The sequence below is a fragment of the Pseudomonas huaxiensis genome (assembly GCF_003231275.1).
GTDB lineage: Bacteria > Pseudomonadota > Gammaproteobacteria > Pseudomonadales > Pseudomonadaceae > Aquipseudomonas > Aquipseudomonas huaxiensis.
In genome coordinates, this window is record NZ_QKVL01000040.1 from 18,087 (window position 1) to 30,940 (window position 12,854).

The following is a 12,854-nucleotide window of genomic DNA, read 5'->3' on the forward strand; positions in this document are numbered from 1 at the left end:
CAAGCCGCAAGAAAAGCATCCGACCGCGATGCTTTCGCTTCCAGCTTGCCGCTTTAAGCTTGCCGCTGCTAGGGCATCTTCTCCGGCCGGTATCCCAGCCGCAATCCGCCCCAATGCCGGCCATCGACCTTGATCGGCACCGACAGGTCATGCATCAGCTCGCCGGTATCGCGGGTGTAGGTCTGCAACAGCACGCGCTGTTGATGGCTGCCGCAGCGAATGCCGGTGCGGTCATCGAACTTGCGCTTGCTACGGTTGTGCGCGGTGTCGGTGGCTTCGTCGCCGGTCAGCGGCTGGTTGAAGGCATTGTTGTGGGTCGGCACATAGCCCTGCTGGGTGCAGGCGATGGCATAGACCAGGCCTTCGTGCTCGCGTAGCAACGGTTCCTGGATGCCTGGCAGCATCTGGTCGGTGTAGTGGTCGAAGCGGGTCCGGAAACGGGCTGGACGGGTGCCGGGCAACATCTGGTACTGGCGGTCGAACAGATCGTCGTGGGTGATGCGGCCTTCGCGGATATCTGCCTCGAAGCGCTCGCCAATCTGCTGCGCGCCGCGCAGGGCGAGGTCGAACACCCGCTGGTGGTACTCGTCCAGGCCCACCTCGGCCAGGCGCTCGCTGATGCTTTCGGCCTGTCCTTCCATCTGCACCGCCGCCTGGGCCAGACGTTGGGTTTGCTGATCGCTGGCGGCCAGGTCGCTGCGCATCTGCTCGACGGCCTGGAACAGGCTGTCCAGTTGAGTACGGGTCGATTCGGTGCCGCCGGCGATCTCGGTGATCTGGTCTTCGACGCCCGCCGCCAGCCCGGCGATGGTGTCCAACTGCACGCCGGTGTGCTCGACCTGGCCAACGCCATTGTGCAGGTCGTCCGAGAGCTGGCGAATCTGCTCCACCACCTGGGCGGTGCGTTGCTGGATCTCGGCGACCATCTGGCCGACTTCCTCGGTGGCCGTGGCAGTGCGGCCGGCGAGACCACGCACTTCGTCGGCGACCACGGCGAAACCGCGGCCATGCTCACCGGCACGGGCGGCTTCGATCGCGGCATTGAGCGCCAGCAGGTTGGTCTGGCTGGCGATGGCCTGGATCACCAGGGTGACGCGGGCGATGTCTTCGCTGCGCTGGTGCAGCGCCTCGATCAACTCACGGCTCTGATTGGCTCGGGCGCTGAGCTGGTGCATCAACTGGATCGACTCGGCCAATACCGTACGACCGGCGGCGCTGCTCTCATGGGCCTGTTGCGCAGCGACCAGCGCCTCACGGCTGAGCTTGGAGGTGACCTTCTCGGTACCGATCATGACTTCGGCGCTGCTGACGATGCGCGCTGCGGAGGCCAGTTGCGATTGCAGTTTCTCGGCCAGTTGCTTGACCGAATAGGCCACGCCAGCAGCGGACAGGGCGTTGTGGCTGGTGCTTTGGGCGAGGTCGCGGGTGAGGTCGGCGAGCGGATCACTCACCGCGACCGGCGCCGGGCGCGAGCGGCTGCGCAGGTGTGGCAGCCACAGGGCCAACAAGGCCAACGGCAAGCAGAACCAGAATGAAATGCCGGCAAAGGCCATGGCCGCCAGCACCACCACCAATACCAGGCTTTGCAGCAACGTGCCGGACCAGCCGCGCGCAACCTTCGTTGACGGGTCTGGTTGTGCCAGGCTGGCTGGCAGAGATCCTTCTCGCATCATGACTCTGGCTCCGCTTGTTATTGTGGGGTCATTAAACGCCACTACAACGCCATTAGCCATGCTTCCTTGGGCGTAAGCCGGCCCGGACTTGATGCAGGACAATTTTCGTTCTTGGGCTTGGGCTTTGTGGGCTTATCCATTCGATGTGGTGAGGCAGCCTCACCAAATCGAATGGATAAGCTCAAAACACAGCCCCCCAAAAACAAAAACCCCGGACACATGGCCCAGGGTTTCAACTAGCAAAAACGCAGGAATCAGACCTGACGCTGATGCTTGTCCAGTTGCTCGTGACGCTCCTGCGCCTCGATGCAGTACTTGGTAGTAGGGCTGATCAACAGGCGCTTGAGGCCAATCGCCTCACCGCTGTCATCGCACCAGCCGAAGCTGTCGTCGGCGATGCGGCCCAGGGCCATTTCCAGTTGTGGCAGCAGACGCTGGTCGCGCTCGATGGCGTTGACCAGCCAGTGGCGCTCTTCTTCGACCGAGGCGGCGTCGGCAGGATCGGCAGGCGAGTCCAGGCTTTCGATGGTTACACGGCTTTGCTCGATGCGCTCGTGGGTCTCGACCTTCATCGTCTGCAGCAGCTCGGTGAAGAACGCCTGTTGCTCGGCGTTCATGTAGTCATCGGCCGGCATGGCCAGCAACTTTTCCTTTGTCATTGATTTCTCTAATAAAAAATTACGTGCATTTAGACGAATCGGGTGCAGTGGTGGCCGTGCCACCACAGCGGAATTCTTCAAGCACCAATTGGTACTCAATTTACAGGGGGCGGCAGTCTAAGGCCGAGCCTCGTGACGGGCAACAGAAATGACTGTGGTTTTGTCCGAAAAGCCCCCCGCCCCGGACAACTCTGGCGCCGGGGGCAGCGTTTATAGCAAATAACCCGTCACCGCGTGAAGCACGGCAGTGCCCGCTTATCCGAGCAATTGGCTTAAAACCGCACGCAACTTGCCGGGTTTCACCGGTTTATTGAGCAAAGGCGCGCCCAGCCGCTGCATCGCCCGGCGGCTCTGATCACTGCGATCAGCGGTGATCATCACCGCCGGAATCGCCGTGCCGAAGTGTTTGCGCAGGTCGCGCACGACTTCACATCCGGTTACACCATGATCGAGGTGGAAGTCTGCCAGCACCAGCTCTGGCGCCCTGCCCTCCAGCACCTGCAAGGCCGCTTCGCGGTCGGTGGCGGTCAGCACTTCGCACCCCCACTGGCCGAGCAACGCGGCCATGCTTTGCAGGATGCTGGTCTCGTTGTCCAGCACCAGCAGGCGCCGCCCCGGCAACGGATCGCCGAGGGCAGGCAGCGGCGCGCTGGGTGCGACCACCGGACGCGGGGTTTCGCTGGACAGCGGCACGTCGATGCTGAACACCGAACCGCGCCCCGGCCAGGAACGGACCCGCACCTGGCATTCGAGGATCCGCGCGATGCGATCGACGATCGCCAGGCCCAGGCCGACGCCTTTACGGTCAGCGGCGCGGCCGACATCCAGTTGATTGAATTCGAGGAAGATCGAGTCCAGGCGATCGGCGGCGATGCCGCGGCCGGTGTCCCAGACTTCGAGGCGCAGCACCTGCCCGCGCCGCCGCGCACCAAGGAGAATGCGGCCCTGCCCGGTGTAGCGGCAGGCATTGCTGACGAAGTTGCGCAGAATCCGCGTCAGCAGACGAATATCGGTACGGATCAACCAGCCGCCGCTGCGCACCCGCAGGCTCAGCCCCGCAGCTTCCGCCGCGGGCTGGAACTCCGAAGCCAGAGGCACGAGCAGTTCGTCCAGATGGTAGAGGTCGAGGTCCGGCTTGATCGCCGCCTGGTCGAGGCGGGAAATGTCCAGCAGGTCAGTGAGCAGGTCTTCGGCGCCTTCCAGGGCCTGGTGCGCACGTTCCACCAGCAGTTGCTCGGCGTCCGGCAAGCACCGCTCGCGCAAGGTCGAGATCAGCAGCCGCGCGGCATTGAGCGGTTGCAGCAGGTCGTGGCTGGCGGCGGCGAGGTATTTGTCCTTGCTGCGGTTGGCGGCCTGGGCGGCGTCGCGGGCTTCCATCAACTGGTTGGTGCGCTCGGCGACGCGCTGTTCCAGTTCGTCGTTGAGCTGCTGCAAACGGGCGTGGTGCTGCTTGCGCTCGGTGATATCGGCGACGAAGCCTTCGACCACGCCCTCCTCGTCCGGCCGCAGCAACAGGTTCATCAGCACATCGATGCTGCTGCCGTCCTTGCGCTGCAACTGGGTTTCGTAGCCCAGCAGCGCCCGCTCGCGCTGCAATTCCTGGGCGATGGCCATCAGTTCTTCCTGGCCGCCGACGAACAGGTGCCCGGCCAGGTCAGTGCGCGCCAGCAACAATTGCTGTGGATCGGTGTAGCCGAGCATCCGCGCCATCGCCGGGTTGGCCGCACGCAGGCCATCTTCGAGGCTGGCCTGGAAGATCCCGTGCACGGCGTGTTCGAACAGCCAGGTGTAGCGGTTGCGCTCGGTCTCCAGCTCGTCGAGGCGCGCGGCCAGTTCCGGGTAGTGACTCTTGCGAACGGTGTGGTTGCTCAGCCCCAGCAGCCCGGCGAGGGCCTCGTCGCGAGGGTCAGAGGGCCTCGCCATAGACCACCTCGACATCACGCTGGCTTGAGGTTCGGGGGTTGGTGAGGATGCACGGGTCGTCCATCGCATGCTGGGACAGGAACGGAATATCGCTACCGTTGACCCCATGCAGACCGAGGGTTTCGTGGAAGCCCACGGCGTGCTTGAAGGCGATCAGGTGCTCGACCAGACGCGTGCGGATCTGGTTGTGGTTGAGCCCGCGGCAATCGATGCCCAGGGTCTCGGCGATCAGCTTGAAACGGTCCGGCGCGGCGCTGTAGTTGAACGCCACCACATGCTCCACCAGCACCGCGTTGCACAGCCCGTGCGGCAGGTCGAGGAAGCCGCCGAGGCTGTGGGACATGGCATGCACCGCGCCGAGGATCGCGTTGGAGAACGCCAGCCCGGCCTGCATGCTGCCGAGCATGATCGACTCGCGCAGTTTGATGTCGCCCGGGGTGGCGATCATTTGCACCAGATTGCCGTTGATCAGGCGCATGGCTTCCAGCGCATGGGTATCGGTCAGCGGCCCGTGGCCGGTGGACACGAAGGCTTCGATGGCGTGCACCAGCGCGTCGATGCCGGTACAGGCCGAGAGGAACGGGTCCATGCTCAGGGTGGTTTCCGGGTCGATCAGCGACACGTCCGGCACCACCGCCTTGCTGACGATGGAGAACTTCATGCGTTCCTGCTGGTTGGAAATGATCACGAACTGCGAAACATCCGCAGAAGTACCAGCGGTGGTCGGGATCAGGATCAGCGGCGGGCTCGGCACGCGGATGGTGTCGACCCCTTCGAATTCGAGAATGTGCCGGCCGTGGGCGACCACGATGCCGATGCCTTTGGCGCAGTCCATCGGGCTGCCGGCGCCGTTCATCACTTCTTCGATACGTGGGTTGGGCGAGACGTCGCTGTAGAGGGTGTAGTCGATGCCCTGGCCCTGGAGGCTGGCCTCGATGTCGGCGACCCAGCCGGCGGCGATCACGCCAGGGTCACTGACCAGCAGGACCTTGCGTGCACCGAAGGTGCGGGCGTAGTTGGCGACGTGGTGGCGGCAGCCGGCGCCAAAGATGATTTCGGGGGAGACGAACTTACGCAACTGGCTCAGGTTCGGGCTCATGCAACGCCTTCTTGTTCTTTTTGGGATTGCGCCAGCCTAAAGCAAAGATGGGGGAATGCAATGCGATCATCGGAGCGGCTGCGTCGGCCGCTGGAGTACCGGCCGACGCAAGAGGGATCAACGGTTGGCGAAGTACATGGTCACTTCGAAACCGATACGCAGATCAGTGAACGCTGGCTTTTTCCACATAGGTCCATCCTCTTCTGGCACCACGGGGTCGTGGTGCGCTTAGTGATACACCGTTTCCGGTGCGGGTCGAATGCTACTTTGGGAGCGTTTTTGCCACAGCTATCCGGGCGATCAGAAGAAGCCCAGCGGGTTGATGTCGTAGCTGATCAGCAGGTTCTTGGTCTGCTGGTAGTGGTCGAGCATCATTTTGTGGGTCTCGCGACCGACACCGGATTTCTTGTAGCCACCGAACGCGGCGTGAGCCGGGTACAGGTGGTAGCAGTTGGTCCACACACGACCGGCCTTGATCCCGCGGCCCATGCGGTAGGCGCGGTTGATGTCGCGGGTCCAGACGCCGGCACCGAGACCGAATTCAGTGTCGTTGGCGATCGCCAGGGCTTCGGCTTCATCCTTGAAGGTAGTGACACCGACCACAGGGCCGAAGATCTCTTCCTGGAACACACGCATGCCGTTGTGACCCTTGAGCAGGGTCGGCTGGATGTAATAGCCGCTGGACAGGTCACCGGCCAGTTGCTCGCTGGCGCCGCCGGCAAGGATCTCGGCGCCTTCGTCGCGGGCAATCTGCAGGTAGGACAGGATCTTGTCGTATTGCTGCTCGGACGCCTGGGCGCCGACCATGGTTTCGGTGTCCAGCGGGTCGCCGCGTTTGATCAGCTTGATCTTCTTCAGCACCTCTTCCATGAACTGCGGGTAGATCGACTCCTGGACCAGCGCACGGGATGGGCAGGTGCAGACTTCGCCCTGGTTGAAGAACGCCAGCACCAGGCCTTCGGCAGCCTTCTCGATGAAGGACGGCTCGGCCTGCATGATGTCTTCGAAGAAGATGTTCGGGGACTTGCCGCCCAGCTCGACGGTGGACGGAATGATGTTCTCGGCGGCGCACTTCATGATGTGCGAGCCGACCGGCGTCGAACCGGTGAAGGCGATCTTGGCGATGCGCTTGCTGGTGGCCAGGGCTTCACCGGCTTCGCGACCGAAGCCCTGGACGATGTTCAGCACGCCTGGCGGCAGCAGGTCGCCGACCAGCTCGATGAATACGGTGATGGACAGCGGGGTCTGCTCGGCGGGCTTGAGCACGATGCAGTTACCGGCGGCCAGGGCCGGGGCGAGTTTCCAGGCGGCCATCAGCAGCGGGAAGTTCCACGGGATGATCTGCCCGACCACGCCCAGCGGCTCGTGGAAGTGATAGGCGGCGGTGGTGTCGTTGATTTCCGCGGCGCTGCCTTCCTGGGCACGGATGCAGCCGGCGAAGTAGCGGAAGTGGTCGGCGGCCAGCGGCACGTCGGCGTTCAGGGTTTCGCGGATGGCCTTGCCGTTGTCCCAGGTCTCGGCCAGGGCCAGCACTTCCAGATTTTGTTCGATGCGGTCGGCGATTTTCAGCAGGATGTTCGAGCGGTCCTGCACCGAGGTGCGGCCCCAGGCATCGGCGGCGGCGTGGGCGGCGTCCAGGGCTTTTTCGATGTCCTGGGCGTTGGAACGGGGGAATTCGGCGATCTGCTGGCCGTTGACCGGCGAGGTGTTGCTGAAGTACTGGCCACTCAGCGGCTGGACGAATTCACCGCCGATGTAGTTGCCGTAGCGCGGTTTGAACGTGACGATGGCATCGGGTGTGCCAGGAGCTGCGTAGATCATGGTGTAGGGCCTCTGCTGAGCGGCGCCTGTCGCTGATGACAGGCAGTGATTCGATCTTAGTCAGCCAGGCGGGCGTGACGAATCGGCCCTTGGCAGGGATCGGCTACTCATTTGGTACTACTGCACGGGCCGGAGCGGGCGCCCGCCCGCTCCGCTACAGGTCCAGTGTGATGCTCCACCAATCACGTCCATAAGCGGTGGCGCTTTTTGCTCCTGTTTTCAAAACGCCACACTAGATACTCAGGAAAAGACCAGCGGCGGCCTTGTCGATCCGGCTGCGGTAGATCTGAATCACCTTCTGGCTGTCTTTCTCGGTTTTCAACTGGTACTGCCCGCGATCGAAACGCTGCTCACGGGTTTTCAGGTGGGCGGCGGTGAAGTCAGCCGGCGGCGCCTCAAGACTGGCGTAGTGGAAGTGGGCATACCACAGCACCTCACCGGACAGCTCACTGATCACGTATTCCTGCAGGTAATCCTGAGGCTGATCCTTACGCCGCGCGCTCGCTTCGCGGCCCTTGGGACGAGTGATGACCACCTGCTCCTGTGACTTGAGATAAGCCACGCGCGAAGCCGTGGGCGGCTGGGCCTTGCTGATCGAGATGCGCAGTTGCCGCCCCTCCTCGCGCATTGCCTCGGCCTTGTCGCTCAGTGCCTTGGCTTCCAGCGCGGCATCGCGCCCGCTCGCTTGACTGTCCACCTGGTTATTGGTGGTCAGGCTGTTCTCGATCTGCTGGGCCAATCGTTCAAGCGGCCGTGCCTGATGAGTCAGGATTTCTTCCATCTCCACGGCGACGGTGGCGGTTCGCGCCTGCGCTCGGGCCTTGCGCACCTGACGGTCGGCTTCGGCGAGCAGACTGGCACTGCGCTTGAGCAGCGTGGCGATGCTTGCGCTCTGTTGCGGACGATCAGACGAGGCCTCGGCTGCTGGCTCGGAATCGAGCATTTGCCAGACACCCGGTTCGGCGGTTTCCTCAAAACGGGCCAACTCACTGTTCTCCAGCGGCTCGACCACCACCGTCTCGACCTTGCCCGCCTTCGACTTGCGCTGCCGCGCGACCACCACGCCGCGGTTGCGGGTCTTGATCACCACCTGCTTGCGATCGGCCGGTGGCACATGCGCCTCGCTGTCGCCAGACTGGGCGCGAATCAGTGCGGCGAGCGCCTCTTCGGCATCCTGCTCAAGCACGCGTAGCGTACTGATCAACCCCGCGAGCCAGCGCCCGCCTGGCTCAGTGGTGGTGTCCGCCAAGGCCGTGCCCATACCCTCGCGGGCCATCGCGTACTTGCGCGCGCAGCCGTCGAGAACCGCAATGCGCTCCTGCTCGGTGAAACCCTCCTCGCTCTCCAGTTCGATTTGCATTTGCAAGGCCAGGCGCACCAGTTTGATCGATTCGTAGAGTGCCAAGTCATCGCGTTTCTCGGTACCGAGAACAAGCACCGCCGTAATGTTGAACTCACTGGATCGCCAAGCCCAGAGCGAGGGTGCCGAACGCCGGATACGGAGAAACTCGGTGACCAGCCCCGGCCCCATCGGCATTACTCTGCTCAATTGCTGACACAGCTCGCGCATCTCTGCGAATGTGGTTATTGCATCAGCGATAAGTGCCTTGGCGCTTTCACACTCGACCAGCAAGGCTTCGTAGTAATCACCTTGCCTGGCCGCAGCGCTGTAGCCTTCGCCCCGCCGCACCTCCATGGCAATGGTGCCGAACCGGCTGTCGGTCAACTGTGATTTGAGCACGTGGAGCAGTTGCGAGCGATTGCTCACCTGCTCGAACAGGTAGCGGGCATGCTCTTGATTGAAGTGCGGCTGGCTCTTCAATTGGTTCAAGGCGATATAGTTTTCATCGATCTCCTTCACCAATCGACTATGGGCGCGCAAACCATCGGCGTAACGGCTAAGCAACGGCTCGGAAGGGCGCGGCTCAATGCTGGTGTCCCGCAGGTCTTTTTCAAGTACCAGGTTCAGGGCCAGCCGCTGCCCCAGAAGATCGACATGCCGGCCCTCCAGCTCGGTGATGCGCTGCCGGTTGGCGACCCGCATTTGTTCGATGCGCCTGCCCAGCGGCATGCCGCCGCGCAGGCGCATGCCAAGGTCGAATTGCCACGTCCCGGAAGCGTCAAGGCGCAACCAGGGGCCCAACTGGCCCGATTCACCCACCACCCGCACTTCATCGTCGCTGGCATGCACTTCATACACATGACCTTCGACACGCGCCCACCAGCGACGCTGATACTGGAACAACCCGGCCATAGGGCCATCGGACACCGCCACACCCAATTGCCCGGGCGTCAGGTCCACCTGGCAAGACGCAAGCGACTCGCGCTGGGCTTGACTCAGGTGTTGTGTCACGGTTGCCCAACTGAAATCGAGCTGGGTCAATGCGTCACCCGACGGGGAACCGGCCGGTTCAAGCCTCCACTGCGGCACTGCCGAGACATCAGCCCTCGCCGGATCAACCTCGGGCATGCCAGGGCCCACCCCCAGAATGCCAGGCGCGGGCGGGAGGGCCGTCAACATCAACGCGAGGTTGAACAGGTGGGAGATCAACTGTGCCTCGGGCGGCTCGCTCTGCTGCAAGTCGCTTTGCAGGTCAGCGAAGGCCTGCACCATCCAGGTCGAAACCGCGACCGGTCCGTTGAGCAACGGCAACAAGGTGTTGAACATCAACAAGCCCAATTCCTGGTAGGCCGCCCAACGGTTCTCGCTGTTGGACACCGACTGGTCCTCGGCCCGGCTCAGCAATTCCTGCGCGCAAGACTCATAAAGGTGCTCCAGTACATTGCCTCTCAACGTTGCCTCGCCCAACCTGGCCGGCGGCGGGACCTCGAACGGCCCGTACTCCGCGCCGGGCGTGTAGCGCAGGACATGCGGCTGCTCGAACCCGCCCTTACCGTAGACGGCCTGTGCGCGCTCATCCAGCCGTGCCAGCAGGTCCTCCTGTAACGCCTCTTCCTGGCACACGGCCTGGAACAATGCCTCGCGGCTGGCGAACTGGCGAAGCGGCTGCCGATGCAACGGGCGGTACAGCACGCTGGGGCCACTATGAAAGTCGAAACGTTCGATCAGATAGGCGTTGTGCGCCACATCCGCAGTGGCGCCCTCCCGCGCGATGAAAGACAAGGGGTGCAGGCGCGCGACATCCGGCTCGCCGCGCTCCGGGCGAAACACCCCGTTAACCAACTGCACGCCCATGGCAGTGATGCCGTCCTGCCCGCGCAGCTTTTTCTCCAGCGCCAGCAGCGGCAGTTGCAGGCGCACCTGTTCGATGAACAAACGCTGACGATGGGGCAACGCCACCGGGTCATCGAGCAGCGTGCGCCGCAGCAGCTCGGGATACGCCTTGCCCAGGTCGAGTCGGGCCACCAATGCCTTCGCGTAGTCCAGGCTCAACCAATCCGGCATCCCGCTGCCATCACGCATGTGCAAGGCCACGGTCCCGGCGCGCAGCGCCGTCAGGTTTTCCAGGGCAAACTGCGGCAGGCTCAGCCGTACAGTCTCGTGAGTGCCAGTGGCGACAAAGTTGCCGCCGCTGCCACTGCCACTGGCAGTAACCCGATCGTTGACCACTTCGACCGCGTCGACGTCGAGCGCGCTCGCCTCGGGATGATCCTGCACAATGGCCGCGTGCACCTGCTCTCGGGCGTACTGGCTGATCGGCTGGATGTCGTAGAGAAACGACCGGCCGCCACTGCTTTGCTGCAAGCTGGCCAGTTCGATCAAGCCATCGCCATAGGCCCTGCGGTCCTCGATACTCGCCGTTTTTAGCCAGTCCGGCAGCACAGCAAAATGCAGTTGCCAGAGGCTGTGTTGATTCTCCTCGCAGATCTGTAGCAACGACGTGGCTTCATCCAGACGCCGGGCCAACGCCCCGACCGGATCACCCTCCGTTTCAGCGATCGAAGTGGCGATCCTGTCAATCAACAACAGTTGTTGCTCGAGCAGCAGCCGCGCCTGAGTCAAGAACACTGAATCGCGGGTGCTGTACAGGTGCAGGCCGAAGGGTGTCACGCCACGCCGCTCACCACCAAACGCCAACATGTGCAGCAACGCCTGACGTGAATCGAAACGGTACACGCGGCCAGACAGGCTGTAGAGCATCACCAGGGTGCGTTGTTGTTCGGGCATCTCCCGCTCGATCAACACCGCACTGGCCAACTCGGCATCCAGCCATTGCCAGGGACCGATATCCAGGCTCAACAACCAGACACGGGTGTCGCCGAGATTTCCCAGCTCGGCGCGCTGGTCGGCCTCAGGGCGTAGAGCGACCACCAAAGCCGTCGCGGCCTCCTGCGAATCGAGCGTGCCGTCAATGCGTTCGAGCCCGATAACCGCCTTGCACTGTTCCTGCAAGTAGGACGCCAGCCACTTCCATGGGCTGGGCTGTCCTGCCGCGCCATGCCCCCAGTAGGCCACCAGGCGCAGCTTGTATTCATCCAGCAGAAAAGGTCCGCACTCGTTGAGCAGCTTGTCCACAGCCTGTACGTCTGTCGTGCTCGACTGAGGAAACTCCGCGCCAGGCTGGAGACTGAGAAAATCCTGGCCGCTCAAAAGACGCGGGGAGTCTGGCCGGCAAAAACGCTCGATCAACGCATCGGCGAGGGTTTGAACCCGGTAGCCGTTATCCGCGACCCAGCGGAACAGCCTTATCTGCTCAGGCCCCGGGCCAGCGATCCGGCGCTCGAGCCACTGTTGTTCGATGATATGCCTCGCCACCTCGCGCAAGCCAGGTCGGAGGACGAAATGACGGGCAATCGGGCCACAGAGCGTTGCGCTCAAGGCCAGTTGCCCGTAGGGCGACAAGGTCGGGGTCATGCTCATACTTCCTGGTACTGGATGGAAGTCGCATTTCACCCCCGGCCCTTATAGCCCTGGCGGTACATCTTGCTCGGATCAACGATCCTTGAACTGCGCCTCGCGCTTGGCGATGAACGCCGCCATGCCTTCCTTCTGGTCTTCGGTGGCGAATGCGGCGTGGAATACCCGACGCTCGAAGCGCACGCCCTCGGACAGGGTAACTTCGAAGGCGCGGTTGACCGATTCCTTGACCATCATCGAAATCGGGATCGACTTGCTGGCGATCACCGCCGCCACTTTCAGCGCTTCATCGAGCAGTTCGGCCTGCGGCACGATGCGCGCCACCACGCCGGCGCGCTCGGCTTCCTCGGCGCCCATCAGGCGGCCGGTCAGGCACAGTTCCATGGCCTTGGCCTTGCCCACCGCGCGGGTCAGGCGCTGGGTACCGCCCATGCCCGGCAGCACGCCGAGGTTGATTTCCGGCTGGCCGAACTTGGCGTTGTCAGCGGCAAGGATGAAATCGCACATCAGCGCCAGTTCACAGCCGCCACCGAGGGCGAAGCCGGACACCGCGGCGATGATCGGCTTGCGCCGGTTGGCGACGCGGTCGCAGTCGCTGAACAGGTCATCGACGTAGATCTGCGGGTACGTCAGCTCGGCCATTTCCTTGATGTCGGCCCCGGCGGCGAACGCCTTGGCCGAGCCGGTGAGAACGATGCAACCGATGTTGGCGTCGGCTTCGAGGCTGTCCAGCGCCTGGTTCAGCTCGCCGATGATCTGGCGATTCAGGGCGTTGAGCGCCTGGGGCCGGTTGAGCGTAATCAGGCCGACCTTGCCACGGATTTCCAACAGAATGGTTTCGAACGTCATGCAAGCTGCTC

Annotated in this window: 8 protein-coding genes; all 8 read right to left on the reverse strand. The window is 63.2% G+C overall.

What is annotated here, in order from left to right; all coding sequences use genetic code 11:
- Positions 1 to 68: 68 nt before the first annotated feature.
- Complete coding sequence (locus DM374_RS26915; protein WP_404821384.1) at positions 69 to 1,733, reverse strand: methyl-accepting chemotaxis protein; 1,665 nt, start codon at positions 1,731 to 1,733, stop codon at positions 69 to 71.
- A gap of 194 nt (positions 1,734 to 1,927) precedes the next feature.
- Positions 1,928 to 2,332 (reverse strand): TraR/DksA family transcriptional regulator, encoded by a 405-nt coding sequence (locus DM374_RS26920; protein WP_110972625.1) that lies wholly within the window; start codon positions 2,330 to 2,332, stop codon positions 1,928 to 1,930.
- Between the two features lie 255 nt (positions 2,333 to 2,587).
- The gene (locus DM374_RS26925; protein WP_110972626.1) at positions 2,588 to 4,255 is read right to left on the reverse strand and encodes a PAS domain-containing hybrid sensor histidine kinase/response regulator; all 1,668 of its coding nucleotides are present in this window, start codon (positions 4,253 to 4,255) and stop codon (positions 2,588 to 2,590) included.
- Positions 4,239 to 5,354, reverse strand: a complete 1,116-nt coding sequence (ercA, locus tag DM374_RS26930) for an alcohol dehydrogenase-like regulatory protein ErcA (RefSeq protein WP_110972627.1) — start codon at positions 5,352 to 5,354, stop codon at positions 4,239 to 4,241. The genes DM374_RS26925 and ercA overlap by 17 nt, the downstream gene beginning before the upstream one ends.
- Before the next feature lie 117 nt (positions 5,355 to 5,471).
- Positions 5,472 to 5,543: a pyrroloquinoline quinone precursor peptide PqqA gene (gene pqqA / locus DM374_RS26935; RefSeq protein ID WP_009394664.1), complete on the reverse strand. Its 72-nt coding sequence runs from the start codon at positions 5,541 to 5,543 to the stop codon at positions 5,472 to 5,474.
- 111 nt (positions 5,544 to 5,654) lie between these two features.
- On the reverse strand, positions 5,655 to 7,175 hold the full coding sequence (exaC, locus tag DM374_RS26940; RefSeq protein ID WP_110972628.1) for an acetaldehyde dehydrogenase ExaC: 1,521 nt from the start codon (positions 7,173 to 7,175) through the stop codon (positions 5,655 to 5,657).
- A 232-nt stretch (positions 7,176 to 7,407) separates the two neighbouring features.
- Positions 7,408 to 11,991, reverse strand: a complete 4,584-nt coding sequence (locus tag DM374_RS26945; protein ID WP_110972629.1) for a dermonecrotic toxin domain-containing protein — start codon at positions 11,989 to 11,991, stop codon at positions 7,408 to 7,410.
- Positions 11,992 to 12,069: 78 nt separating this feature from the next.
- Positions 12,070 to 12,843 carry an enoyl-CoA hydratase gene (locus tag DM374_RS26950; protein ID WP_110972630.1) on the reverse strand — a complete coding sequence of 258 codons (774 nt, stop codon included), beginning with the start codon at positions 12,841 to 12,843 and terminating at the stop codon, positions 12,070 to 12,072.
- Between the last annotated feature and the right edge of the window lie 11 nt (positions 12,844 to 12,854).